Origin of the sequence: Campylobacter sp. LR291e (assembly GCF_008633915.1) — a bacterium.
GTDB lineage: Bacteria > Campylobacterota > Campylobacteria > Campylobacterales > Campylobacteraceae > Campylobacter_D.
On the sequence record NZ_VJNV01000026.1, the window covers coordinates 29,079 to 55,129 of the forward strand.

Here is a 26,051-nt window from a genome sequence, read left to right on the forward strand (position 1 = left end):
TATTTTTTTAACAAGAAAAAATAAAAGCCTTTTATAGTTTTATTTTGACTTTGTACTTTGTAAAATTTATTTCTAAGTTTAATTTATTCTTGGCTTATTTTTAAATTAACTTAAATTTAGTCTTTCCACTTCTGTCAAATTGCTTTCCTTGCAAGATAATATCAGCCACACTTTCCCAAACATGCTTTTCATCTATATACACAATATCAAAGATATTACTACGCATTAAGGATTGATAATTTACCTTTTTTGGAGCATATTTTACTAAATAATAAGGATTTATAGCAAAAATTTCACATTTTATGCGACATAAAAGCTCTAAATCAGAAGTAACCACTAAGAAATTTTTTCTTTGTTCTTTGGTGATTTTTTCTATATAAACTAACAATTTTTGGTCAAAGGGATTTAAGGCAGTTTTATTAAGTCTGCTTAAATAATGTTCAGCAAAGGACAAAGAACAAAAGGAATTTTCTATATTACTTCTTGTAAAATATGAATTTTTTACCCCTGTTGATTTAAGTGATATATGCCAAATTTTTACATCTATAATAGTAGCACACAAATTTAAGCCAGTTACTATCTTAGAAAAAAGTTTTTCCCTTGATAAACGGAAAGCATTTTCAAAGATAGTAAAATTTTTCTTATAAAAATCATCCTTAATGGCCTCTAATCTTTTTAAAGTAGTCTTATAATAATTTGCCTCTTTTTGAAATTTCTCAAGCCTTTCTTCTCTAGCTTTCATTCTTTCAGGGTCTGGGTTTCTACTCCTGCTTAAATTCATTTCAAGTTGAATGGTGCGAATTTGGTTTTCAAGTGAAGTTAGGCGATTTTGCCTAGTATCAATGGTAGCAACCAAAGCTTGATAATGGCATTGTAAGGATAAAAAAGTATCGTTAAAAATCTTTGTTATATTAAAAATTTTACCCTTATCACGCATATCATTATATGAATTTTCAAGATGCATAACTATGCTTTTTAGGGAGTTAAACTGGGTTTGGTCAGTTGAATTATCCATAAAAATAAGTGTATCAAGTGCCTTATTTACAAATCTTTTTAAGATTAAATAATCCAAAATACAAGGAATTTCTTTTTCATCTTGGACATTTACTTTAAGGGCTTCAACGGATAAAATTTCATTTGCAAAATACTTTTGAATGGCTTGAGGAATGGTAAAAGAAAGGGGGATTTTTTCCACCGTATCAAAGTCAGTTTTTCGGTAAAGTTCGGTTATATAAGCACTTCTTCTTGAACTTTGCAAGTCTTCAAGCTCATCATCACTATCAGTACGCCAAAAATCATTTTCTACTATAAACTCACCTTCTTTAAAGTCTTGAAATTTAGAAGGGCGAATGCCTGTGATATTCTTGCCATCAGGGCGAAATTCAACAAACATTCCAGCACTTGGCATACTTCTTTTATCGCTCCAAGTTTGGCGGTTAAACTCAAAAAACATCTTCGCTGAATTTACAACCGTTCCACGTCCTGTAGAATCCATATAAATGGCTATCTTACCATGCATTTTGCGTCCTTCAAACCTTTTGCTTTATCACTAACTTTGCTATTTTAACCTTATTTGCATAAAATTTTAATAATATTTAAAAAAAAATTATCAAAAATTTACTTTTTTGGTTTAAATGCCTAAATTTAGGTATTTATAAGGTGCTTAAATTTGTAAAAAGCAATATTTTCTTAAACCATTTTCAATGATTTCATATTCTTTAAAATTACTTAATTCTTTTTCTAAATTGCTACCCTTATATAGCACAAAAAGTGATTTTTCATTAAAAAAATTCTTAGAAATTTTAATTAAATTGTCAACACTCATCAAGGCCCTAGAAGTGATAATATCGGCTATAAATGGGGCTTTATAATCTTGAATTTTTTCTTTTATAATATGTATATTTTTAATATCACATTTTATTTTTATATTGTACAAAAAGGACACTTTTTTTGCATTTGGTTCAAAAAGATAAAAATTAGCCTTTAAGATTAAGGCTAAAAAAACAGCAGGAAAACCCGCACCACTTCCTATATCTATGATATTTTTAGCCCAGTTTAAATCCTTAAATTTAAGCACTCTAATACTATCTTTAACTTCTTTATTAATATCCTTAAAATTTGTTAGATTATGCACAGCGTTAAATTCGTTAAGTAAATCTTTGTAAAGCTTAATTTTTTGAAAAAAATTATCGTCTAAAAAGCTAAATTCGCTAAATTCACTTTCCAAGCAAATGTCCCATTTGTTCTTTTTTTATCTTTAGATAATCCTCGTTAAATTCCGTAGGTTTAGTCAAAACAGGCACTCTTTGTACTACTTCTATGCCTTTGAAACTTTGAATTTTTAAAGGATTATTAGTTAATAAATTTATCTTTGAAATTTGATAATGATTTAAAATAAACTCAACTGCCTCGTAAGTCCTTTCGTCTGCCTTAAATCCTAGCTTTAAATTTGCCTCTATGGTATTACAACCCTTATCTTGTAGGGCATAAGCATTTACCTTATTGAAAAGTCCTATATTGCGTCCTTCTTGCCTTAGATAAATAACCATTCCTCCATATTCTTCAATATATTTTAATGCAAATTTAAGCTGTTCTCCACAATCGCATTTTAAACTATTCAAAGTATCGCCAGTCAGGCATTCTGAGTGAATTCTTAAATTTAAAATATCCTTAATTTCTCCTTTAAAAATACATAAATGTTCCTTTTCCTTTTCCTTAAAGGCTTGAATTTTAAACTCTCCAAAACTAGTAGGCAATTTTGCTACCTCTGAAATTTTTATATCCATATACTACTTTTCCTTGTTTTTAAAAATAATCTTGCAATTTTAGCAAAAATAAGTACACAATTTTAAACGAGTTAAGTTTTTTTAATAAATTTTTATGCTAAAATTTTTCCTATTTTTTAAAACAAAGGATTAACAATGTTTAAACGATTCAGAAGACTTAGAATAAATGAAAATTTAAGGGCTATGGTACGCGAAAATTCGTTGCAGGTTGAAGATTTGATTTATCCACTTTTTGTAGTAGATGGGACAAATATTAAACGCGAGATTAGCTCAATGCCTGGTGTCTTTCAAATGAGTATAGATGAAATTTTAAGAGAATGTAAAGAACTTGTTGATTTAAATATTAAGGCTATTATGTTATTTGGGGTGATTGATAGCAGTTTAAAAGATAGTTGTGGAAGCGAGGCCCTTGATGAAAATTCGCTAATTGCTAGAAGTATAATTGCTATTAAGCAAAATTTTCCAAGCTTATTTGTTATTACTGATTTATGTTTTTGTGAATATACAGACCATGGGCATTGTGGGATTATAGATTTAAAAAATAAAAGCGTTGATAATGATGCTACCTTAAAAATTTCACTTAAACAAGCCTTAGTTCACGCAAATGCAGGGGCTGATATGATAGCACCTAGTGGAATGATGGATGGGATAATTGAATATCTAAGAAAGGGGCTTGATAAAAAGGGTTATGAAAATTTACCTTTAATGGCGTATTCTACGAAATTTGCGTCTAGTTTTTATGGCCCTTTTAGAGATGTGGCTGATTCAACTCCTGCGTATGGAGATAGAAAAAGCTATCAAATGGATAGTGCAAATGGCAAAGAGGCTTTGCTTGAAAGCCTTGAAGATGAAAAGCAGGGGGCTGATATTTTAATGGTAAAACCAGCCCTTGCTTATTTAGACATTGTAAAAGATTTAGCTAAGCATTCAAAATTACCAATTTGTGTTTATAATGTAAGTGGAGAATACGCACTTTTAAAAGCAGGGCAAAAGCTTGGAGTTATTGATTATGAAAAGGTCATGTTTGAAATTTTACTTAGCTTTAAAAGGGCTGGTGCAAAATTAATAATTACTTATCATGCAAAAGAAGTAGCAAGACTTCTTAAAAACACTTTATAAGGATAAAAATGAGACATTTTCTAACTTTAAGAGATTATAATCAAGATGAGATTATAGCCCTTGTAAATAAGGCATCAAAGCTTAAAAAACACCCAAAAAAGCATTTAAAAAATAAAAATTTAGCTATGATTTTTGAAAAAAATTCAACCCGTACTAGAATAGCCTTTGAACTTGGCATTAGTAAACTTGGTGGAAAGGCCTTGTTTTTAAGTTCAAAGGATATTCAATTAAGCAGGGGCGAACCCATAAAAGATACAGCTAGAGTTATTGGTTCTATGACTGATTTTGTAATGCTTAGAGTAAATTCTCATTCTACCTTACTTGAATTTGCTAGTTTTTCTAAAGCCCCTGTGATTAACGGACTTAGCGATTTGTATCATCCAACTCAAGTACTAGGTGATTTATTAACCATGAAAGAATATAAAAAATCAGGTCGAGTAGCCTTTATAGGTGATACAAATAATATGTGCAATTCTTGGCTAATAGCTGCATCAATCTTAGGCATTGAAATAAGCATTGCAAGTCCTGTTAATTATAAAATAAATGATGAAATTTTAGAATTTGCTAAAAATATGGCTAAAAAAAGTGGGGCTAAAATTCAAATAAGTAATGATAAAAATGAGGCTATAAAAGGAAAAGATGTAATTATAACTGATACCTGGGTTTCTATGGGTGAAGAAGGACAAAAAGAACAAAAATTAAAAGAATTTGAAGGTTTTTGCGTAGATAAAGATGCTATGAATTTAGCAAATAATAAGGCCTTATTTTTGCACTGCTTACCAGCTTATAGGGGTTTTGAGGTAAGTGAAGAGATTTTTGAAGAACATAATAAAGAAATATTTGACGAGGCTGTTAACCGACTTTATGTAGTTCAATCCTTACTTTGTTTTTTAGATAAGCAAAGATAAAATTTTGTATCCTTTGATACAAAATTTTATAGTTATTTTTACTTAAAATTCTCACATTTAAAATTATTATTAAGGGTATAAAATTTTTAAAAAATGAGCAAAATTATTAAAAATTTGCCCTTGATAGTGTTTAAATTAAGCTAAAAATCGTTATAATTTCCATTGCCTGAACAGTGCGCGTCTATAAAGTGATCCAACACATTTTTATTTACTGCGATTGTGCGGTTTACCGTGTCTGTGACTTCGCTTGAGCTTTAAAAGGCGAGAAGCTGCAGCCCTTAAAAATTGCCTAGCGGTTTTCCTTTGACTTTTGGGGTCAATCTTTTTTCAGCGGCTGTTTGGGTTTTATGAGGAGAGATTATGAAAGTTATGATTTTAGGCAGTGGTGCAAGAGAGTATTCCATAGCCCTAGCATTAAAACGCGTTCAAGAAGATATAGAATTTTGTTTTGCCCCTGGCAATGGTGCTACAAGTGTTCTTGGCACAAATTTAAACATAAAAGACCCCTTTGTTTTAGCTACCTATGCAAAAGAAAAGGGCTATGACCTTTGTATAGTAGGCAGTGAGGACTTTTTAGCACGAGGCGTAGTTGACATTTTTGAACAATTTAATCTTAAAATTTTTGGTCCCTCAAAGGCCGCTGCCATGCTTGAAAGTTCTAAAAGCTTTATGAAAAGTTTTTTAAAAAAATATCATATTAAAACGGCTAAATTTCTTAATACAAATGATTTAGAAAAGGCGAAACAATTTATAAATTCTTTAACTCCTCCAATAGTAATAAAGGCTGATGGACTTTGTGCAGGTAAGGGCGTGATTATCGAAAAAAGCCATAAAAAAGCCATTGAAACTACTGAAAAAATGCTAAGTGGTGAAAGCTTTGGCGATGCTGGTAAAATTGTAGTTATTGAAGAATACTTAGATGGCTTTGAATTAAGCGTTTTTGCAATTTGTGATGGTAGTGATTTTGTGCTTTTACCAGTAGCACAAGACCATAAAAAATTACTTGATAATGATAAGGGGCCAAATACTGGTGGAATGGGTGCTTATGCCCCAAGTTCTTTAGCAAATGAAAGTTTGATTAGAAAGATTAAAAAAGATATTATTATTCCTACCTTGCAAGGCATGAAAGAAGAAGGTAGCGAGTTTTGTGGGGTGCTTTTTGTAGGGATTATGGTTGTTAAAAATAAGCCTTATGTTCTGGAATTTAATGTTCGTTTTGGCGACCCTGAATGCGAGGTTTTAATGCCTTTGATTGAAAATCCATTAGAATTAATAATGGCTAGTATTGATAAAAGATTAAAATATACCCAAGCAAAGATTAAAAAGGAATTTGCTGTTGGTGTTGTTTGTGCTAGTAAAAATTATCCTTATAAGGCTTCGCCAAAGACTAAGATAAAGATTAAAAAAATTCCTTCAAATACTCATATCTCTTATGCTGGTGTTAGTTTAGAAGATAATAAATTAGTAGCTGATGGTGGCAGGGTTTTAGTGTGTGTGGGTATGGGTAAAAATATAAAAAATGCACGCAACAAAGCTTATAAATTATGCGATAATGTGAATTTTAAGGGTAAGCAATTTAGAAAAGATATAGGATTTCAGGTTATTAAATGAGAGAAGATTTATATGATAAATTAGAAAGAGAAGAGTTAAAAATTGCTAGTTTTCCTAAACGAGTGATTGCTTATATTATAGATAGTTTTATTGTAGGTATTTTATGTGCACTAGTTTTTATGGGTGATTTTTATCAAATTCCTGATGACCCCGTGCAATTTTTATCAGTAACCCCTCAATTTGTCTTATCTGTTTATTTGCTTAATTTTTTTTATCAAACTTTTTTTACCTTTTTATATGGGGCTACCCTTGGAAAAATGGTTTGTAAGATTATGATTATTGATGAAAGAATACTAGATAAACCAAATTTAATTCAAAGTGCAATAAGGGCAATCATTAGGCAAATTAGCGATATGTCTTTTATGTTAGGTTTTGCCTGGGCACTTAGTAACAATTTATTTAAAACCTGGCAAGATTATTTAGCAAAAACGATAGTTATCGATGTGGCGTAAAATTTGTTTTTTTTTCTCTAGCTTTGTTTTTTTAGAAGCTGCACAAGTTGATATTTATGCCTTAAGTGCTGTTAAAGAAGGAGAGCTTTTAATAGCACAAGATGATGTTGTAATTTTTTCTGATTTTTATTTTATCACTGCAAAAAAGGCAATTTATAATGAAAAAACTAGCGAGATAGAATTATTTGGCGATGTAAATATTTTAAGAGGACAAAATGAACGCTCTCATTCTAAATATGCTAAATTAAAGCTTGATACAAATGAGGCAAATTTTGAGGATTTTTTCTTTGCAAATAATAAAATGGAAGTATGGTTTAAGAGCAAGGAAAGTGCTTTAACAAATGATAAATTTGAAAGTAGAATTTCTTCTGTTTCAAGCTGTAATGTAGAAAATCCTGACTGGGAATTTAGATTTAGCGATGGATATTTAAATAGAGAAAGTAATTTTGTGCATTTATATAATGCTAGGCTTTATGTTAAAGATGTGCCTATTTTATATTTGCCTTATTTTGGATTTAGTGCTGATACTAATAGGCAAAGTGGGCTTTTAGTGCCAAAATTTTCTTTAAATACTGATGAGGGTTTTCATTACGAACAGCCTATTTATATAGCCGAGTATGATAGCTGGGACCTTGAACTTGACCCTCAAATTCGAACAAATAGAGGGTATGGGGTTTATTCTACCCTTCGTTTTGTTGATTCTTTGCATGGAATGGGTGAGTTTAACGCAGGACTTTTTAGGGAATTTAATGATTATTTTAAGGATGAAAATTTAAAATATCAAACCCATTCTGGTATAGAGTTAAGATATCTAAGAGATAATGTTTTTAAGTATTTTTTGGGGGATAATTTTCAAGAAGGGCTTTGGTTTGATGGAATTTATTTAAACGATATTGATTATTTAACGCTTGGAAATAGAGATTATAGGGATTTAACCTCTTTGGTAACTTCAAAATTTAATTATTTTTTAGCAAATGAAAATGATTTTTTAGCCCTTTATGCGAGGTATTATATAGATACTTCAACAACGACAAATAAATACACTATGCAAGAATATCCATCCTTGCAGTATCACCATTTTTCAAATACCTTAATAGATGATTTATTTAATAATGAATGGATAAATAATAAATTTTTATTTTCTTTTGATGCCTTTTTTCATAATTATTATAGAAGAGAAGGAAGTTATGCTAATCAAACCAATTTTATTTTGCCTATTTCTTATCATCAAGCCTTATTTAATAATTATTTGCATATAAATTTTACAGAAGAATTATATGCTTCTTTTGTAAATTATACTTATGACCCCGATAAAAAACATGAACATTTTTATAGAAATACACACGAACTAGATTTTTATACTGACTTATCAAGTGCTTATCCTAGCTTTTTTCATACTATAAATTTTGGTACAAAGTATCGTTGGCGTGGTAATACTTCTGGCTTAATTACAGCTGATTATTTAGTAAATGAAGATGAAAGAGACTATGTACAAGGCTATGTAAATCAATATTTTTACAATGATTTTGGAGAAAAAAAGATAAAGCATCGTTTGCATGTAAATTACCTAACTACCATTAATAAATTTGAGGATTTGACAAATTTATTAACTTATTATTATAATGATAATTTTCGTTTTAATAGTGAGGTAACATATTCTTATGAAACGAATCATTTTGACTATGTTGTAACGCAGTTTCAACTAGAATTTAACCCTGTGTATAACTTAAATTTTTCTCATGCTTATCAAAATGATGAGTATGGCAAATATAGTTTTATAGGTACAAATACCAATATAGAACTTAATAAAAATTATATTTTATTTGGTGGAATTTGGATGGATGTACAAAGGTCTAAGGCTAATATGTGGGAGGCAGGTTATACTTATCAAAGAAAATGTTGGAATTATTCCTTAGTTTATAGAGAAAGAATAGACCCACAATTAACCAGTGCAGGAATTAGTGCTAAAAATCAAAGTGGGGTGTATTTTATATTTAATTTTTACCCACTTGGTGGTATAAAATATAATTTTAATACTAGCGAGGAAGAAAATGATATTTAGGAAAGTTAAATGTTAAATTTGTTTAAAAATTTAAAAAATTTGTATTCAAAAGGAGATGAAATGACACAATACAGCATTCAAATCAATCAAAATTTAGAAATTTTTGATGTAGATAAGGTTGCAAAACAAGCAGCTGGTTCGGTCTTAATGAGAATGGGTAAAAGTGTAGTTTTAGCAGCTGTAGCAAGGGAAGAAAAGCAAGTTGATGAAGATTTTTTACCCCTAACCGTTCAATACATTGAAAAAGCTTACTCAGCCGGTAAAATTCCAGGTGGTTATATAAAAAGAGAAACTAAGCCAGGAGATAATGAAACCTTAACAGCTAGGATTATTGACAGAAGTTTAAGACCTCTTTTTCCAAAAGGCTATGCTTATCCTACGCAGATTGTAGTAATGGTACTTTCTACTGATAGCGAGATTGATTTGCAAGTTATGAGTTTAAATGCTGCAAGTGTTGCCTTATTTTTAAGCGATATTCCTATAAAAGCACCAGTTTGTGGGGTTAGAATTGCTAGAATTAATAATGAGTTTGTGCTAAATCCTAGCAATTCTTTATTAAAAGAAAGTAGTGTAGATTTATATGTGGCAGGGGTTAAGGACGAGCTTTTAATGATAGAAATGAGAAGCTTACCTAGTCAAAAGGAAAGTGATATGCTTATTGAAACACCATTTGCTGATGCACTAGGTGTTACAAGCTTATACGAACAAAATCTTAATGAATTAAGCGAAGATGAAATTTTACAAGCACTTGATTTAGCACAAAGGGCTATTTTAAATGGTTCTAATGCTTATGAAGAAGCATTTGCAAAGCACAAAAAAGAAGCTAGTCTTGAATATAAAGTAGAACTTGAAAATAATGAGCTTGCAAATTTTGTTGAAAATAATTTTAAAGAGGAGTTTAAAAGGGCTATTAATCAAATGGCAAAGAGTGAAAGAGCTAGTGAGTTAAATAAAATCGCACAAAATATCTTAAATTTAGATGAGATTAAAGAAAAAGAATATAGCGAAGAATTAGTTCATAAAATTTTAGCAAATTTTAAGAAAAAACTTGTAAGAGAACAAATTTTAAATGAAAGAAAAAGGGCTGATGGTAGAAAGTTAAATGAAGTAAGACCTATTAGTATTGAAACTAATATATTGCCCAACGCACATGGTTCTTGTCTTTTTACAAGAGGTCAAACTCAAGCACTTGTTATTGCTACTTTAGGTGGTGATAGTGACGCACAAATGAGTGATTTGTTAACAGAAAAAAATCCAATTAGCGAACGTTTTATGGTAAATTATAATTTCCCTGGTTTTAGTGTAGGCGAGGCAAGTGCTATAAAGGCACCTGGTAGGAGAGAATTAGGTCATGGAAATTTAGCAAAAAGGGCACTTTATCCAAGCGTGGATGAAAATTATCCCTATGTTATAAGGCTAGTAAGTGAAATTTTAGAAAGTAATGGTTCTAGTTCTATGGCTAGTGTTTGTGGGGGCTCTCTAGCACTTAGGGCAGCTGGAGTACCTAGCATTAAATTAATAGCTGGAGTTGCCATGGGCTTGGTTATAGAAGATGATAAGTATGCTATATTAACTGATATAATGGGATTAGAAGATCATGACGGGGATATGGATTTTAAAGTAGCAGGAAGTAAAGACGGAGTAACTGCCTTGCAAATGGATATAAAGCTTGGAGGCATTGATAAAAACATACTTAAAGAAGCCCTTTATCAAGCAAAAGAGGCAAGACTTCACATTTTAGGCATAATGGAAGAAGCAAATAAAGAAATTGTAGTCAATGAAGAAATTTTACCAAAGCTTGAACTTTTTAGCGTAGACCCTTCAAAAATAGTAGATATTATAGGTCAAGCTGGAAAAACTATAAAGGAAATTATTGAAAAATTTGGGGTTAGCGTTGATTTAGACAGAGAAAAAGGCGAGATAAAAATCGCAGGTAATGAAAGTAATCAAGTTAAGGCAGCAAAGGATTATATAATAAGTATAACAAGTACTTCAAAGGGTAAGAAATTTGACAAGGCTAGGGATTTATCAAATTTTAATATAGGAGATGAATTTGAAGGGATAGTTCAAAAAGTAGCTCCATTTGGTGTTTTTGTTAGTTTAAAAAATGGTGTTGATGGCTTAATACATAGTTCTAAACTTAAAAGAAAAGTGCACGAAAATGAAAGTCTTAGGGTAAAAATCACTGAAATAAAAAATGGCAAAATTACTATAGAAATGCTTTGATTAAAGTTAAAATTTAAAGTTTTATACTTTAAATTTTAAGCTTTTTTGAAATTTATACTAAAACTATTGTTTAAATAAAAATTATGCACTTGCTAAGTATGGTATTTATCATCAAATAAAAAAATTTGGAGAGATAAAAATTTGTAAAAAATTAAAAATCTATATTTAAAGATAGTTATTCTTTAAAATCTAAATTATAAAACTTAGCTTGATTTTGCAAATTGAATAATTATAAATTTAAAAATTTAAAATCTAATGTTAAAATCTAATGAAGCATTGATTTATATTATTTAAAAAATAAATTTTTATCTCCAACCCCTAGTCATATCCAACATAATATGCGAGAATGTGTCGCAATTTATATATTTGCCTTATCCTTTTCATCAAAGGTAACCTTATATAAATTTCTTGCTAATTTAAGATATTTATGACCTAAAAGATCTAAAAAATCATTTCTTGCATCATATCTTGTATAAAAACCAGTTTTTTCAATTTTTTGCAAACACCATTTAAATTTAGCCTTAAGTTCGGCTTTGTGTTGCAAATAATAAACATCATTTTTAATAATTTTATCATCTAATTTATCCACACTATAAGACATAGAAAAAACAACAATCATAAAAAGTAAATTTTGACCCTTCATTTTAAATTCCTTTTAAGTGTTTTAAAATACTATAAAAATTTAAGTTTCAAAGTGCTTAAATTTCAAAGCTAAAATATTAAGGAAAAAATAGAAAAATTTTAATAAAAATAAGGCTTTATGCTTGACAAATAAGAAATTTTAAGCTATAATCCGTGTTTTTTATGTGCTGGTTTAGCTCAGTTGGTAGAGCAGCTGCCTTGTAAGCAGCAGGCCGGGGGTTCAAGTCCCTTAACCAGCTCCATTATAATTGCATATTTTTTAACAGTGTTTGACCAGAATATCGTTGTTTTATAAAGTTTATAAATGATATTTTTTGTTTTTCGGTGAGTTACTCAAGTGGCCAACGAGGGCAGACTGTAAATCTGCTGGCTTTCGCCTTCCGTGGTTCGAATCCACGACTCACCACCATTTTAGTTACTTGCGGGAGTAGCTCAGTTGGCTAGAGCATCAGCCTTCCAAGCTGAGGGTCGCGGGTTCGAGTCCCGTTTCCCGCTCCAAAAGAAGTAAAAGCTGGGAGCTGTATTTTTATTAAAGTTTACAGAATTATCCCGTTTTGGTTTTTAGAGTTGTCTGTGTTTGTTTATGATTTTTCTGAGCGCTCGTATGGCTCAGAGGTAGAGCACTCCCTTGGTAAGGGAGAGGTCGCGGGTTCAATTCCCGCTATGAGCTCCATTTTGTGAAAAATATAAATATAGACTTATTTTGCTTTAAATTTATTTTATACGGAGGAATAAGATGGCTAAAGAGAAATTTTCGCGCAACAAGCCACATGTAAATATAGGAACCATAGGTCACGTTGACCATGGCAAGACTACACTAACAGCTGCTATTTCTGCTGTTTTATCAAGAAAGGGTTTAGCAGAGCTTAAAGATTATGATAATATCGATAACGCTCCTGAAGAAAAAGAACGTGGTATTACTATCGCTACTTCACATATAGAATACGAAACAGATAATCGTCACTATGCACATGTTGATTGTCCAGGACATGCTGACTATGTTAAAAACATGATTACAGGTGCTGCACAAATGGACGGGGCTATTCTTGTTGTTTCTGCTGCTGATGGTCCTATGCCACAAACTAGAGAACATATCTTACTTTCTCGTCAAGTTGGTGTACCTTACATAGTTGTATTTATGAATAAGGCTGATATGGTTGATGATGCTGAGCTTTTAGAATTAGTAGAAATGGAAATTAGAGAATTATTAAGTTCTTATGATTTCCCTGGTGATGATACTCCTATTATTGCTGGTTCTGCGTTAAAAGCACTTGAAGAAGCAAAGGCTGGACAAGATGGAGAATGGTCAGCTAAAATTTTAGATTTAATGGCTGCTGTTGATAGCTATATTCCAACTCCAACCCGTGATATTGAAAAAGATTTCTTAATGCCTATTGAAGATGTTTTCTCTATCTCTGGTCGTGGTACTGTTGTAACAGGTAGAATTGAAAAGGGTGTAGTTAAAATCGGTGATACTATTGAAATAGTAGGTATTAAAGATACTCAAACTACTACAGTTACTGGTGTTGAAATGTTTAGAAAAGAAATGGACCAAGGTCAAGCTGGTGACAATGTGGGCGTTTTGCTTCGTGGTACTAAAAAAGAAGATGTAATTCGTGGTATGGTTCTTGCAAAACCTAAATCAATAACTCCACATACTGAATTTGAAGCTGAAGTTTATATCTTAAATAAAGATGAAGGTGGTCGTCATACTCCATTCTTTAACAACTACAGACCTCAATTTTATGTAAGAACTACTGATGTTACAGGTTCTATTAAGTTAGCTGAAGGTGTTGAAATGGTTATGCCTGGTGAAAATGTTAGAATTAGCGTTACACTTATTGCGCCTGTTGCACTTGAAGAAGGAACAAGATTTGCTATCCGTGAAGGTGGTAAGACTGTTGGTTCTGGTGTTGTTTCTAAGATTAATAAATAAAAAATTTTAAGCCAAGTTTTTAAGCTTGGCTTTTTTAAATTTTAAGGAAAAACAATGAGAATTAAAGTTGGTTTAAAATGTGAAGAAAGTGGTGATATCAATTATAGCACCTTTAAAAATAGTAAAAACACTACTGAAAAGTTAGAATTGAAAAAATATTGCCCAAGACTTAAAAAACATACAATTCACAAAGAAGTTAAGTTAAAAAGTTAAATTTGGATAAAAGGACAATAGCTCTAATGGTAGAGCGCCGGATTCCAAATCCGATGGTTGGGGGTTCGAGTCCCTCTTGTCCTGCCATAGTGTAAGGTTTTAATATGGAAAAATTAATAACTTATTTTAAATTATCAAGAGTAGAATTAAGGAAAGTTATTTTTCCTTTAAAAGAACAAGTTAGAAACGCATATATAACCGTGTTTATAGTGGTTAGTGTGGTTTCTTTATTTTTGGCATTAGTGGATTGGATTATGTCTTTATTCGTTTCTGCAGTTATTTGAAGGATTAAAAATGGGTACTCATAAATGGTATGCGATTCAAACTTATGCAGGAAGTGAAATGGCTGTAAAAAAGGCCATTGAAAATTTAGTTAAGGATAACAAAATTGAAGAACAACTTAAAGAGATAGTAGTTCCTACAGAAGATGTTATCGAGTTTAAAAACGGAAAAGAAAAGATTAGCGAAAGAAGTTTGTATTCTGGTTATGTTTTTGCATTGCTTGATTTAAATATTGAACTTTGGCATAAAATTCAATCTCTTCCAAAGGTTGGTCGTTTTATAGGCGAGTCAAAACGTCCTACCCCGCTAAATGAAAAAGATATAAATTTGATTTTAGAAAAGGCGTATAACCGAGCTGCACCTAAGCCTAAAATTTCGTTTGAGTTAGGTGAGAATGTTCGTATTATAGGCGGTGCTTTTGCAAATTGTACTGCTATTGTTCAAGAATATGATATGGTTAGAGGTCTATTAAAATTAAATGTTTCAATCTTTGGTCGCTCAACACCAGTGGATAATATACCTTATTCTCAAGTTGAGAAAATTATTTAATATCAAGCTAAAGGAGATTTGTTATGGCTAAAAAAGTCGTAGGTGAGATTAAATTGCAAATTGCTGCAACAAAAGCAAATCCTTCACCTCCAGTTGGTCCAGCATTAGGTCAACAAGGTGTTAATATTATGGAATTTTGCAAGGCTTTTAATGAAAGAACAAAGGATATGGTAGGTTTTAATATTCCTGTTGTTATAACTGTTTATGCTGATAAAAGTTTTACTTTTATTACCAAGCAACCACCGGCTACTGATTTGATTAAAAAGGCAGCTGGAATTTCAAAGGGTACTGATAATCCTTTAAAAAATAAGGTAGGAAAGCTTACTAAAAAACAAGTTTTAGAAATTGTTGATAAAAAGCTTGCGGATTTAAATACAAAAGATAAAGAACAAGCAGCTAAGATTATTGCTGGTTCGGCTCGTTCTATGGGCGTTGAAATAGTTGATTAAAAATTTACAACCACCAAGGGTGGTAGCACTTTAAAAATGCGGAGAGAAAAATGGCTAAGATAACAAAAAGATTAAAAGAATTATCACAAAAAATTGATCCAAATAAGGATTATTCTTTACAAGAAGGGATTGAACTTGTTAAAAATTTAGCTTCTGCTAAATTTGATGAGACTGTTGAGTTAGCACTTAAATTAAATGTTGACCCAAGACATGCAGACCAAATGGTTAGGGGTTCTGTTGTTTTACCTGCTGGTACTGGCAAAAAGGTACGCGTTGGTGTTATAGCAAAGGATGCTAAGGCCGATGAGGCTAAAAATGCAGGTGCTGATATAGTTGGTAGTGATGATTTAATAGAAGAAATTCAAAAAGGCAATATGAATTTTGATGTTTTAATTGCTACACCAAATTTAATGGGTCTTGTTGGAAAGGTTGGTCGTATTTTAGGACCTAAGGGATTAATGCCAAATCCTAAAACAGGAACCGTTACGATGGATGTTGTACAAGCTATCACAAATGCAAAAAGTGGTCAAGTAAATTTCCGAGTTGATAAACAAGGAAATATCCATGCTGGACTTGGTAAGGTTAGTTTTAGTAAAGAACAATTATTTAATAATCTTTCAACCTTTATCAAGGCTATAAATAAGCATAAGCCATCAGCTGCAAAGGGCAGATATATAAAAAGTGCGGCTTTGTCTTTAACGATGAGTCCTTCTTTAAAACTTGAAACTCAAGAATTGCTTGATATGAAATAAGAGTTGTTTTTTACAACTCTTATGAATTTAAATTTGAAAAAAAGTTCTTTTTTTGAAATTTAAATTTAGATTGAAGATAGTCGAGGCTTATGCTTAAATGGGAAACCGCTCTGCTTGAAATCTCAATCGGAAAGGAGAAAATGTGACTAAAAGCGAAAAAATTGAAATTGTTTCTAAGCTCGAAGAAGGTTTTAAAAGTAGTGAAGCCATTGTAGTATGTAATTACAAAGGACTTAGTACTAAAAAACTTGAAGAATTAAGAAACAATGCAAGAGAAAATAATGTTAAAGTACAAATTATTAAAAATACTTTAGCTAGCATTGCTCTTAACAATTCCGGTAAAACAGGTCTAGAACTTAAAGATACAAATATATATCTTTGGGGAGAAGACCAACTTAGTGTTTCAAAGATTGCAGCTAAATTTGAAGAAAATAATAATGAATTTTTTCAAATAAAATTAGCCTATATTGATGGCGAAGTTGCTGATATAGCTAAAGTTAAGGCATTGGCTAAAATGCCTTCAAGAAATGAGTTGCTTGCTATGCTTTTGCAAGTATGGAATGCGCCACTTACCAATTTTGTAATTGGTTTAAATGCGCTTAAAAATAAAAAAGAATCAGAATAAAAAAGGATAAAAAATGGCAATTAGTAAAGAAGATGTATTAGAATATATCTCAAATTTGAGTGTTCTTGAATTATCAGAATTAGTTAAAGAATTCGAAGAAAAATTTGGCGTTAGTGCAACACCTGTTGTAGTAGCTGGTGGTGCAGGTGGCGGTACAGCTGGAGGTGCTAGCGAAGAAAAAACTGAATTTAATGTTGTTTTAGTTGAAGCTGGTGCTAAGAAAATAGAAGTTATTAAGGTTGTTCGTGCTTTAACAGGTCTTGGTTTAAAAGAGGCAAAGGATGCAGTTGAACAAACTCCTTCAACATTAAAAGAAGGAATTGCAAAAGCAGAAGCAGAAGAAGCTAAAAAGCAACTTGAAGAAGCTGGTGCAAAAGTAGAGCTTAAATAATTTTTTCAGTGTTTAAAGAAGACTAGTTTTTAGTCTTCTTTTTTAAATTTACCTATTTTTTTAGGTCTTCTTTTTATGACAAATTTACCATGGGGTAGTAATATGTTAGACAATAAGCTAGGAAATCGTTTAAGAGCAGATTTCTCAAATATTTCAAAACAAATAGAAATTCCAAATCTTTTACAACTACAAAAAGCAAGTTTTGATTATTTTTTAAATCTTAGTAATACAAATAGTGAAAGTGGCATAGAAAAGGTTTTTAAATCTATATTTCCTATACACGACCCACAAAATCGTTTAAGTTTAGAATATGTTAGTAGTGAGATTACAAAGCCAAGATATACCATACGAGAATGTATGGAAAGAGGGCTTACTTATTCTGTGAATTTAAAAATGAAAATTCGCCTTACACTTTATGATAAAGATGAAAAAAGTGGAGAAAAGGTAGGCATAAAAGATATTAAAGAACAAGATATTTTTATACGCGATATTCCTTTGATGACTGATAGGGTTTCTTTTATAATTAATGGCGTTGAAAGGGTGGTTGTTAATCAACTTCATAGAAGCCCGGGCGTTATTTTTAAAGAAGAAGAAAGTTCAACGGTCGCAAATAAATTAGTCTATACAGCCCAAATCATACCAGATAGGGGTTCTTGGCTATATTTTGAATATGATGCAAAAGACGTACTTTATGTAAGGATAAATAAAAGAAGAAAGGTGCCTATAACAATCTTATTTAGGGCCCTAGGATATAAAAAACAAGATATTATAAGATTATTTTACCCTATACAAACTATCTTTGTTAAAAAAGATAAATTTTTAACTGAATTTAACCCGAATAATTTTATAGATAGAGTAGAATACGATATTAAAGATGAAAAAGGCAATATTGTTCATCAAGCTGGTAAAAAATTAACTAAGAAAAAAAGCGACCAACTTATAAAAGATGGTTTAAAATGGATAGAATATCCTGCTGATACCTTGGTAAATCGCTATTTAGCTAATCCTATAATAGATAGTGATACAGGAGAAGTACTTTTTGATTCTATAACTCAAATTGACGAGGCTAAATTAACAAAGATTAAGGAACAAAAAAGCTTTGATATAGCAAATGATATGGCAAATGGTGTTGATGCGGCTATTTTAAATTCCTTTGTACAAGACAATGAAACTTTAAAGCTTTTAAAACAAAGTGAAAATATAGATGATGAAAACGACTTAGCTGCTATTAGAATTTATAAGGTTATGAGACCTGGAGAACCTGTTGTAAAAGAGGCAGCAAAGGTTTTTGTAAACGATTTATTTTTTAATCCTGAAAGATATGATTTAACCAAAGTTGGTAGAATGAAAATGAATCATAAATTAGGGCTTGAAGTACCTGAATACATGACCGTTTTAACAAATGAAGATATTATAAAAACTGCAAAATATCTTATAAAGATTAAAAATGGAAAAGGTCATATTGATGATAGAGACCATTTAGGAAATCGTAGAATTCGTTCTATCGGTGAGTTATTAGCAAATGAACTTCACCTTGGACTTGCTAAAATGCAAAAGGCTATTAGAGATAAATTTACAGCCTTAAATGCAGATATTGATAAGGTTATGCCTTATGATTTGATAAATCCAAAAATGATAACTACAACTATTTTGGAATTTTTCACAGGTGGTCAGCTTTCTCAATTTATGGACCAAACAAATCCTTTAAGCGAAGTTACTCATAAACGCCGTTTATCAGCACTTGGCGAGGGTGGTTTAGTAAAAGAAAGGGCAGGTTTTGAGGTACGGGACGTACATGCTACTCATTATGGTAGAATTTGTCCTGTTGAAACGCCAGAAGGTCAAAACATAGGGCTTATTAATACACTTTCTACTTATGCAAAGGTTAATGAACTTGGCTTTGTTGAAGCTCCTTATAAAAAGGTTCAAAATGGTAAAGTTTTAAATGAGATTGTATATCTAACAGCCACTCAAGAAGAAGGACTTTTTATAGCTCCTGCTTCTACAAAGGTTGATGCAAGGGGTAATATTTTAGAAGATTTTATAGAGGTTAGACAAGATGGAGAAACCACGCTTGCAAGGCGAGAAGACGTACAATTAATAGACCTTTGTTCTGGTATGATAGTTGGCGTTGCAGCATCATTAATTCCTTTTTTAGAACACGATGATGCAAACCGTGCTTTAATGGGTTCAAATATGCAAAGACAAGCCGTACCACTTTTAACTACAGCTGCACCTATAGTTGGAACAGGTATGGAAAGGATTATCGCAAGAGATGCTTGGGAGGCTATTAAGGCAAAAAGAGGCGGGGTTATTGAAAAGGTTGATAATAAAAGCATATTTATACTAGGTGAAGATGATAAGGGACCTTTTATAGACCATTATATAATGGAAAAAAATTTAAGAACAAATCAAAATACAACCTATATTCAACATCCTATAGTAAAAAAAGGCGAAGTTGTTAAAGCAGGGCAAATTATAGCAGATGGTCCTAGCATGGACCAAGGAGAATTAGCTATTGGCAAGAATGTTTTAGTAGCCTTTATGTCTTGGAATGGTTATAATTACGAAGATGCCATTGTAGTAAGTGAAAAAATTATAAGAGATGATGTTTTTACTAGCGTTCATATTTATGAAAAAGAAATCGAAGCAAGAGAATTAAAAGATGGGGTTGAAGAGATTACAAAGGATATTCCAAATATAAAAGAAGAAGATGTGGCACACCTTGATGAAAGTGGTATTGCTAAGATAGGCACTCACATTAAGCCAGGTATGATTTTAGTAGGTAAGGTTTCTCCAAAAGGAGAGGTTAAGCCAACTCCTGAAGAAAGGCTATTGAGAGCTATTTTTGGTGAAAAAGCCGGACATGTTGTAAATAAATCTTTATACGCTACTGCTTCTTTGGAAGGTGTTGTGGTTGATGTTAAAATTTTCACTAAAAAGGGCTATGAAAAAGATAGTAGGGCTATGAAGTCTTATGATAAAGAAAAGGTAGCACTTGAAAAAGAACACCATGATAGGCTTTTAATGATGGATAGAGAAGAAATGCTAAGAGTAATCTCTCTTTTATCAAAGGCCCATCTTGCTAGTGGTCAAAAAATTAATAATAAAAACTATAAAAAAGGGCAAAAGGTCGAAGTTAGCGACTTAGAAAAATTTAATCGCTTTACCTTAACTACCTTGATAAAAGCTTATTCAAAGGATATTCAAAAAGAATACGAAGAGCTTAAAAATTATTTTCAAGGTGAAAAGAAAAAATTAAAGGCTGAACACGATGAAAAGCTTGAAATTTTAGAAAAAGATGATATTTTGCCAAGTGGTGTTGTAAAACTTGTAAAAATTTATATAGCCACAAAGAGAAAGCTTAAAGTTGGTGATAAAATGGCAGGTCGCCACGGAAATAAGGGCATAGTTTCTACTATAGTACCTGAAATTGATATGCCTTATTTAGCCAACGGAAGAAGCATAGACATAGCCTTAAATCCACTAGGTGTTCCAAGTCGTATGAATATAGGACAAATTTTAGAAAGTCATTTGGGATTTATAGGGCTTAAATTAGGAGAACAAATTCAAGATATTTTTAATGCTAAACAAAAAGATTATATTAAACAATTAAGAAATAAAATGCTTGAAATATGTTCTATTTCCCGTCTTGCAAGTGAAAAAGATGCCATTAAAAAATTAAGCGATGATGAGCTTTTAAATTATGCTAGAGATTGGGCTAGAGGTGTTAAATTTGCTACCCCTGTTTTTGAGGGCGTAAATATAGAAGAATTTAGAAAGCTTTTTGAAATGGCAAAGATTGATGTGGATGGAAAAACTGAGCTTTATGATGGACGTACAGGAGAAAAGATTGATGAAAGGGTGCATGTTGGTTGTATGTATATGCTAAAACTACACCATTTAGTAGATGAAAAGATACACGCAAGAAGTACTGGACCTTATAGCCTAGTAACACAACAACCAGTAGGTGGTAAGGCCTTATTTGGTGGTCAAAGATTTGGTGAAATGGAAGTTTGGGCACTTGAGGCATATGGAGCAGCACATACTTTAAGAGAAATGTTAACCGTAAAATCAGATGATGTTGAAGGACGTTTCAATGCTTATAAAGCCTTAACCAAGGGTGAAAATGTACCTGCAACTGGAATTCCAGAAACATTTTTTGTTTTAACAAATGAGCTAAAATCACTAGCCTTAGATGTTGAAATTTTTGAAAAGGACGATGATAATGAGTAAATTTAAGACTATAAAAATAGAAGAAGATACAAGACCAAGAGATTTTGAAGCCTTTCAATTAAGACTTACAAGCCCTGAAAAAATAAAATCTTGGACATGTGGAGAGGTTAAAAAACCAGAAACTATTAATTATCGAACCTTAAAGCCTGAAAGAGATGGGCTTTTTTGTGCTAAAATTTTTGGTCCTATTAGAGATTATGAATGCCTTTGTGGTAAATATAAAAAAATGCGTTTTAAAGGCACAAAATGTGAAAAATGTGGCGTTGAAATAGCAAGTTCAAAGGTTCGTCGTTCAAGAATGGGACACATAGAATTAGTAACCCCAGTAGCACACATTTGGTACGTAAATTCCTTGCCAAGTCGTATAGGAACGCTTTTAGGCGTTAAAATGAAAGACTTAGAAAGAGTGCTTTATTATGAAGCCTATATAGTTGAAGAACCAGGCGAGGCTTTTTATGATAATGACAATACAAAAAAAGTCGCACATTGTGATGTATTAAACGAAGAACAATATCAAAATTTAATGCAAAGATATGAAAATAGTGGTTTTAAGGCTAGAATGGGTGGTGAAGTTGTTAGGGATTTATTAGCAAATTTAGACCTAGTATCTTTGTTAAATCAATTAAAAGAAGAATTACAAGCTACTAACTCAGAGGCTAAGAAAAAGACTATTATTAAAAGGTTAAAAGTAGTTGAGAATTTTTTAAATTCAAATTCAAATGGAGATAGTGAGGACACTGTTCCTAATCGCCCTGAATGGATGATGATTACAAATTTACCTGTTTTACCACCTGATTTAAGGCCTTTGGTTGCATTAGATGGAGGAAAATTTGCTGTTTCTGATGTAAATGATTTATATCGCCGTGTAATTAATAGAAACACTAGACTTAAAAAATTAATGGAACTTGATGCACCTGAGATTATTATTAGAAATGAAAAAAGAATGTTACAAGAAGCAGTTGACGCTCTTTTTGATAATGGTCGCCGTTCAAATGCTGTAAAGGGTGCAAATAAACGTCCATTAAAATCTTTAAGTGAGATTATAAAGGGAAAACAAGGTCGTTTTAGACAAAATTTACTTGGAAAAAGGGTTGACTTTTCTGGTCGTAGCGTAATCGTTGTTGGTCCAAAGCTTAGAATGGACCAATGTGGTTTGCCTAAGAAAATGGCACTTGAACTTTTTAAACCACATCTCTTAGCAAAACTTGAAGAAAAGGGTTATGCTACCACTGTTAAACAAGCTAAAAAAATGATAGAAAATAAAACTAACGAGGTTTGGGAGTGTCTTGAAGAAGTAGTTAATGGTCATCCTGTTATGCTTAACCGTGCTCCTACCTTGCATAAACTTTCTATTCAAGCCTTTCACCCTGTCTTAGTTGAGGGCAAGGCTATACAACTTCATCCTTTAGTTTGTGCTGCCTTTAATGCTGATTTTGATGGCGACCAAATGGCAGTTCACGTCCCACTTTCTCAAGAAGCTATTGCAGAATGCAAGGTTTTAATGCTTTCATCTACTAATATTTTATTACCTGCAAGTGGTAAGTCAGTAACCGTTCCAAGTCAGGATATGATTTTAGGAATTTATTATCTTTCACTTGAAAAAACAGGGGCTAGAGGAGCCCATAAAATTTGTACTGGAATTCATGAGGTAATGATTGCCTTACAATTAAAATGCCTTGATATACACGCAAATATTCAAACTATGGTTGATGAACGTAAAATTACTACCACTGCTGGTCGTTTGATTATTAAAAATATCTTACCTGATTTTGTCCCTGAAAATATGTGGAATAAGGTTTTAAAGAAAAAAGATATTGCAAATTTGGTTGATTATATTTATAAAAATGGTGGTTTAGAGATTATGGCAAGTTTCTTAGATAAGCTTAAAAATTTAGGTTTTGAATATGCAACTAAGGCTGGAATTTCTATATCAATTGCTGATATTATCGTGCCAGAAGACAAACAAAAAGAAATAGAAAATGCTAAAAAGCAAGTTAGCGAAATTCAAAATTCTTATAATCTTGGTCTTATTACCTCGAGCGAAAAATACAATAAAATCATTGATATTTGGAAGAGTACAAATAACAAACTTTCAAAAGAAATGATGGATTTAGTTGAAAGAGATAAGGATGGCTTTAATTCTATTTATATGATGGCTGATTCTGGTGCTAGGGGGAGTGCAGCACAAATTTCACAACTTGCTGCTATGCGTGGTTTGATGACTAAGCCTGATGGTTCTATTATAGAAACTCCTATTATCTCAAATTTTAGAGAGGGCTTAAATGTACTTGAGTATTTTATTTCAACGCATGGGGCTAGAAAGGGTCTTGCAGATACTGCTCTTAAAACTGCAAATGCTGGTTATTTAACTAGAAAGCTTATTGATGTGGCACAAAATGTTAAGATAACCATTGAAGATTGTGGTACTCATGAGGGCATTGAGATAAATGAAATAACAGCTGATAGTTCTATAGTTGAAACCTTAGAAGAAAGAATTTTAGGTAGGATTTTAGCAGAGGATGTAATCGACCCTATAACAAATTCGGTTTTATTTGCAGAAGGTACTTTGATTAATGAAGAAAAGGCTAGAATTATCACTGAAAGTGGTATTAAAAGCGTAAATATTAGAACTCCTATTACTTGTAAGGCTAAAAAGGGAATTTGTGCAAAATGCTATGGTATCAATCTTGGGGATGGTAAAATGGTAAAACCAGGCGAAGCTGTAGGCATTATATCAGCCCAATCAATAGGCGAACCAGGTACTCAATTAACCCTTAGGACTTTCCATAGTGGTGGTACTGCAAGTACTGATTTACAAGATAGACAAGTAAGTGCTAAAAAAGAAGGTTTTATAAGATTTTATAATCTAAAAACCTATAAAAACAAAGAGGGTAAGAATATAGTAATCAATAGAAGAAATGCTGCAGTTTTCCTTGTAGAACCGAAAATAAAGGCACCTTTTAAGGGTGTAATTAGCATTGAAAATATACATGATGATGTCACTATTACTCTTAAAAATAAAAAAGATGAGACTAAATTTACACTTAGAAAATATGATCTAGCTAAGCCAAATGAGTTAGCTGGTGTAAGTGGTAACATAGATGGAAAATTATACTTGCCTTATACTGATGGAAGCGAGATTGAAGAAAATGAAAGCATAGTTGAAGTGATTAAAGAAGGCTGGAATATACCAAATAGAATTCCTTTTGCTAGTGAAATTTTAGTAAAAGATGGCGACCCTGTGGTACAAAACATAAGGGCAGGGGAGAAAGGAATTTTAAAATTTTATGTTCTTAAAGGCGATGGACTTGATAGAGTTAAAAATATCAAAAAAGGCGATATTGTAAAAGAAAAAGGCTTTTTTGTTGTATTGGCTGATGAAAATGATAGAGAGGCAAAAAGGCATTATATACCTAGAGAAAGTAGGATAGAATTTAACGATAGCGTTGAGATAGATGACCCTAATGCCATTTTAGCAAGTGCTTCTAAAAAAGAAAAAATTGTAATTGCAAAATGGGATGCTTATAATAATACTACAATTGCTGAAATTGATGGTGTTGTTAGTTTTGATGGCATTGAAATAGGTTATATTGCTGATGAACAAGTCGATGAAGCCACTGGAAAACGTTCTTTGGTTATAAATGAATATATTCCAAGTGGGGTTCGTCCGGCTATTATTATCACAGGAAAAAATGGTAAAAGCGTACAATATCAACTTGAACCAAAAACAGTTATCTTTGTAAATGATGGAGATAGTGTAAAACAGGCTGATATCTTAGCTAAAACTCCAAAGGCAGTTGCAAAATCAAAGGATATTACGGGTGGTTTGCCTAGGGTAAGTGAGCTTTTTGAGGCAAGAAAACCAAAAAATATAGCTATGATTGCAGAAGTTGATGGGATTGTCCATTTTGATAAGCCTTTGCGTTCAAAGGAAAAGATTATCATTGAAACAGAAGATGGGATAAGTGTTGAGTATTTAATAGACAAATCAAAGCATATTCAAGTAAGAGAAGGCGAATTTATACATGCTGGTGAAAAGCTAACTGATGGGTTTATTTCAAGCCATGACGTGCTTAAAATTCTAGGTGAAAAGGCCTTGCATTATTATTTGATTTCTGAAATTCAACAAGTTTATCGAAGTCAAGGCGTTGTGATATCTGATAAGCATATAGAAGTTATTGTTTCTCAAATGCTAAGACAGGTAAAGGTTATTGATAGTGGTAATACTAAATTTATAGAAGGGGACTTAGTTTCTAGGAGAAAATTTAGGGAAGAAAATGAAAGAATTATAAAAATGGGCGGAGAACCTGCTATTGCCGAACCTGTGCTTTTGGGTGTTACAAGGGCTGCTATTGGAAGCGATAGTGTTATTTCTGCTGCGTCTTTTCAAGAAACTACAAAGGTTTTAACAGAAGCCAGTATAGCTGGGAAATTTGACTATTTAGAAGACTTGAAAGAAAATGTTATTCTTGGCAGAATGATTCCTGTTGGTACTGGGCTTTATGATGAAAATAATTTAAAGCTTAAAGAACAAAATTAGGGTCTAAATTTTTAGACCCTTTATCTCTAAAATTTTTTTTAAAAAAATTCTTTTTTATTGTTATTTTTACTTGTTTTATTAGTGAAGTGTGTGGGGCTTTTTTATATGATTTTAAAATACATAAGCATACCCTTAAACAAGAATTTGTTAACAATAAAGAACTTATACGAAAAACTATAAAAGATAGTTTTAAAAAATTATTACTGCAATAGAAATATGCATTAATGATATAAGTAGAATAAAAGAATATAAATATAAAATTGCTTATATAC

20 protein-coding genes and 5 tRNA genes are annotated in these 26,051 nt (G+C 31.7%); 21 read left to right on the forward strand and 4 right to left on the reverse strand.

What is annotated here, in order from left to right; genetic code table 11:
• Positions 1 to 100: 100 nt before the first annotated feature.
• From FMM58_RS05745 to ribA, 3 genes are all read right to left on the reverse strand, one after another.
• Entirely contained in the window at positions 101 to 1,519 is a 1,419-nt protein-coding gene (locus FMM58_RS05745) for a hypothetical protein (RefSeq protein ID WP_150139748.1), read from the reverse strand.
• A 144-nt stretch (positions 1,520 to 1,663) separates the two neighbouring features.
• A complete protein-coding gene (gene rsmG, locus FMM58_RS05750) occupies positions 1,664 to 2,227 on the reverse strand; it encodes a 16S rRNA (guanine(527)-N(7))-methyltransferase RsmG (RefSeq protein WP_223810139.1) in 564 nt (187 codons plus the stop codon).
• Positions 2,217 to 2,786, reverse strand: a complete 570-nt coding sequence (gene ribA, locus FMM58_RS05755) for a GTP cyclohydrolase II (RefSeq protein WP_150139744.1) — start codon at positions 2,784 to 2,786, stop codon at positions 2,217 to 2,219. Before ribA ends, rsmG begins: the two co-directional genes overlap by 11 nt.
• 135 nt (positions 2,787 to 2,921) lie before the next feature.
• Between ribA and hemB the strand changes: the two genes are divergently transcribed.
• From hemB to FMM58_RS05785, 6 genes are all read left to right on the forward strand, one after another.
• A complete protein-coding gene (hemB, locus tag FMM58_RS05760) occupies positions 2,922 to 3,905 on the forward strand; it encodes a porphobilinogen synthase (protein WP_150139742.1) in 984 nt (327 codons plus the stop codon).
• 8 nt (positions 3,906 to 3,913) lie between these two features.
• Positions 3,914 to 4,813: an ornithine carbamoyltransferase gene (gene argF / locus FMM58_RS05765; protein ID WP_150139740.1), complete on the forward strand. Its 900-nt coding sequence runs from the start codon at positions 3,914 to 3,916 to the stop codon at positions 4,811 to 4,813.
• A gap of 360 nt (positions 4,814 to 5,173) precedes the next feature.
• Positions 5,174 to 6,424 carry a phosphoribosylamine--glycine ligase gene (purD, locus tag FMM58_RS05770; protein ID WP_150139738.1) on the forward strand — a complete coding sequence of 417 codons (1,251 nt, stop codon included), beginning with the start codon at positions 5,174 to 5,176 and terminating at the stop codon, positions 6,422 to 6,424.
• Positions 6,421 to 6,876 carry an RDD family protein gene (locus FMM58_RS05775; protein WP_150180500.1) on the forward strand — a complete coding sequence of 152 codons (456 nt, stop codon included), beginning with the start codon at positions 6,421 to 6,423 and terminating at the stop codon, positions 6,874 to 6,876. Before purD ends, FMM58_RS05775 begins: the two co-directional genes overlap by 4 nt.
• Entirely contained in the window at positions 6,866 to 8,938 is a 2,073-nt protein-coding gene (locus FMM58_RS08725; RefSeq protein WP_190317955.1) for an LPS-assembly protein LptD, read from the forward strand. Before FMM58_RS05775 ends, FMM58_RS08725 begins: the two co-directional genes overlap by 11 nt.
• Positions 8,939 to 8,998: 60 nt before the next feature.
• Entirely contained in the window at positions 8,999 to 11,164 is a 2,166-nt protein-coding gene (locus tag FMM58_RS05785; protein WP_150150925.1) for a polyribonucleotide nucleotidyltransferase, read from the forward strand.
• A gap of 358 nt (positions 11,165 to 11,522) precedes the next feature.
• Here the strand turns inward: FMM58_RS05785 and FMM58_RS05790 are convergent, their stop codons facing one another.
• Positions 11,523 to 11,807, reverse strand: coding sequence for a hypothetical protein (locus FMM58_RS05790; protein WP_150139733.1), 285 nt, complete (start codon positions 11,805 to 11,807; stop codon positions 11,523 to 11,525).
• Between the two features lie 165 nt (positions 11,808 to 11,972).
• On the opposite strand from FMM58_RS05790, the gene FMM58_RS05795 reads away from it, so the two are divergent.
• The 15 genes from FMM58_RS05795 to rpoC all read left to right on the forward strand — a co-directional run bounded on the left by FMM58_RS05795 (position 11,973) and on the right by rpoC (position 25,779).
• A tRNA-Thr gene (locus FMM58_RS05795) sits at positions 11,973 to 12,048 on the forward strand.
• 81 nt (positions 12,049 to 12,129) lie between these two features.
• Positions 12,130 to 12,215 (forward strand) — tRNA-Tyr (locus FMM58_RS05800).
• 12 nt (positions 12,216 to 12,227) lie between these two features.
• Positions 12,228 to 12,304, forward strand: a tRNA-Gly gene (locus tag FMM58_RS05805).
• A 100-nt stretch (positions 12,305 to 12,404) separates the two neighbouring features.
• Positions 12,405 to 12,479, forward strand: a tRNA-Thr gene (locus FMM58_RS05810).
• A 63-nt stretch (positions 12,480 to 12,542) separates the two neighbouring features.
• Positions 12,543 to 13,742: an elongation factor Tu gene (tuf, locus tag FMM58_RS05815; protein ID WP_150139731.1), complete on the forward strand. Its 1,200-nt coding sequence runs from the start codon at positions 12,543 to 12,545 to the stop codon at positions 13,740 to 13,742.
• Between the two features lie 54 nt (positions 13,743 to 13,796).
• On the forward strand, positions 13,797 to 13,955 hold the full coding sequence (rpmG, locus tag FMM58_RS05820; protein WP_150139730.1) for a 50S ribosomal protein L33: 159 nt from the start codon (positions 13,797 to 13,799) through the stop codon (positions 13,953 to 13,955).
• Positions 13,956 to 13,966: 11 nt separating this feature from the next.
• A tRNA-Trp gene (locus tag FMM58_RS05825) sits at positions 13,967 to 14,042 on the forward strand.
• A gap of 17 nt (positions 14,043 to 14,059) precedes the next feature.
• Positions 14,060 to 14,239: a preprotein translocase subunit SecE gene (gene secE / locus FMM58_RS05830; protein ID WP_150139728.1), complete on the forward strand. Its 180-nt coding sequence runs from the start codon at positions 14,060 to 14,062 to the stop codon at positions 14,237 to 14,239.
• 10 nt (positions 14,240 to 14,249) lie between these two features.
• Positions 14,250 to 14,786, forward strand: coding sequence for a transcription termination/antitermination protein NusG (nusG, locus tag FMM58_RS05835; RefSeq protein WP_150139726.1), 537 nt, complete (start codon positions 14,250 to 14,252; stop codon positions 14,784 to 14,786).
• A gap of 23 nt (positions 14,787 to 14,809) precedes the next feature.
• Positions 14,810 to 15,235 carry a 50S ribosomal protein L11 gene (gene rplK, locus FMM58_RS05840; protein WP_150139724.1) on the forward strand — a complete coding sequence of 142 codons (426 nt, stop codon included), beginning with the start codon at positions 14,810 to 14,812 and terminating at the stop codon, positions 15,233 to 15,235.
• 50 nt (positions 15,236 to 15,285) lie between these two features.
• Positions 15,286 to 15,987: a 50S ribosomal protein L1 gene (rplA, locus tag FMM58_RS05845; protein WP_150180501.1), complete on the forward strand. Its 702-nt coding sequence runs from the start codon at positions 15,286 to 15,288 to the stop codon at positions 15,985 to 15,987.
• Positions 15,988 to 16,129: 142 nt separating this feature from the next.
• Positions 16,130 to 16,612, forward strand: coding sequence for a 50S ribosomal protein L10 (gene rplJ, locus FMM58_RS05850; RefSeq protein WP_150139720.1), 483 nt, complete (start codon positions 16,130 to 16,132; stop codon positions 16,610 to 16,612).
• Between the two features lie 13 nt (positions 16,613 to 16,625).
• Positions 16,626 to 17,003 (forward strand): 50S ribosomal protein L7/L12, encoded by a 378-nt coding sequence (gene rplL, locus FMM58_RS05855; protein ID WP_150150922.1) that lies wholly within the window; start codon positions 16,626 to 16,628, stop codon positions 17,001 to 17,003.
• A gap of 102 nt (positions 17,004 to 17,105) precedes the next feature.
• Positions 17,106 to 21,239 carry a DNA-directed RNA polymerase subunit beta gene (gene rpoB, locus FMM58_RS05860; RefSeq protein ID WP_150139806.1) on the forward strand — a complete coding sequence of 1,378 codons (4,134 nt, stop codon included), beginning with the start codon at positions 17,106 to 17,108 and terminating at the stop codon, positions 21,237 to 21,239.
• A complete protein-coding gene (rpoC, locus tag FMM58_RS05865; protein WP_150139717.1) occupies positions 21,232 to 25,779 on the forward strand; it encodes a DNA-directed RNA polymerase subunit beta' in 4,548 nt (1,515 codons plus the stop codon). Before rpoB ends, rpoC begins: the two co-directional genes overlap by 8 nt.
• Positions 25,780 to 26,051: the final 272 nt, after the last annotated feature.

Coding starts and splice junctions, on each gene's coding strand:
- FMM58_RS05745 (WP_150139748.1), bottom strand. CDS start 1,519: ATGCATGGTAAGATAGCCATTTATATGGATTCTACAGGACGTGGAACG.
- ribA (WP_150139744.1), bottom strand. CDS start 2,786: ATGGATATAAAAATTTCAGAGGTAGCAAAATTGCCTACTAGTTTTGGA.
- hemB (WP_150139742.1), top strand. CDS start 2,922: ATGTTTAAACGATTCAGAAGACTTAGAATAAATGAAAATTTAAGGGCT.
- argF (WP_150139740.1), top strand. CDS start 3,914: ATGAGACATTTTCTAACTTTAAGAGATTATAATCAAGATGAGATTATA.
- purD (WP_150139738.1), top strand. CDS start 5,174: ATGAAAGTTATGATTTTAGGCAGTGGTGCAAGAGAGTATTCCATAGCC.
- FMM58_RS05775 (WP_150180500.1), top strand. CDS start 6,421: ATGAGAGAAGATTTATATGATAAATTAGAAAGAGAAGAGTTAAAAATT.
- FMM58_RS08725 (WP_190317955.1), top strand. CDS start 6,866: ATGTGGCGTAAAATTTGTTTTTTTTTCTCTAGCTTTGTTTTTTTAGAA.
- FMM58_RS05785 (WP_150150925.1), top strand. CDS start 8,999: ATGACACAATACAGCATTCAAATCAATCAAAATTTAGAAATTTTTGAT.
- FMM58_RS05790 (WP_150139733.1), bottom strand. CDS start 11,807: ATGAAGGGTCAAAATTTACTTTTTATGATTGTTGTTTTTTCTATGTCT.
- tuf (WP_150139731.1), top strand. CDS start 12,543: ATGGCTAAAGAGAAATTTTCGCGCAACAAGCCACATGTAAATATAGGA.
- rpmG (WP_150139730.1), top strand. CDS start 13,797: ATGAGAATTAAAGTTGGTTTAAAATGTGAAGAAAGTGGTGATATCAAT.
- secE (WP_150139728.1), top strand. CDS start 14,060: ATGGAAAAATTAATAACTTATTTTAAATTATCAAGAGTAGAATTAAGG.
- nusG (WP_150139726.1), top strand. CDS start 14,250: ATGGGTACTCATAAATGGTATGCGATTCAAACTTATGCAGGAAGTGAA.
- rplK (WP_150139724.1), top strand. CDS start 14,810: ATGGCTAAAAAAGTCGTAGGTGAGATTAAATTGCAAATTGCTGCAACA.
- rplA (WP_150180501.1), top strand. CDS start 15,286: ATGGCTAAGATAACAAAAAGATTAAAAGAATTATCACAAAAAATTGAT.
- rplL (WP_150150922.1), top strand. CDS start 16,626: ATGGCAATTAGTAAAGAAGATGTATTAGAATATATCTCAAATTTGAGT.
- rpoB (WP_150139806.1), top strand. CDS start 17,106: ATGTTAGACAATAAGCTAGGAAATCGTTTAAGAGCAGATTTCTCAAAT.
- rpoC (WP_150139717.1), top strand. CDS start 21,232: ATGAGTAAATTTAAGACTATAAAAATAGAAGAAGATACAAGACCAAGA.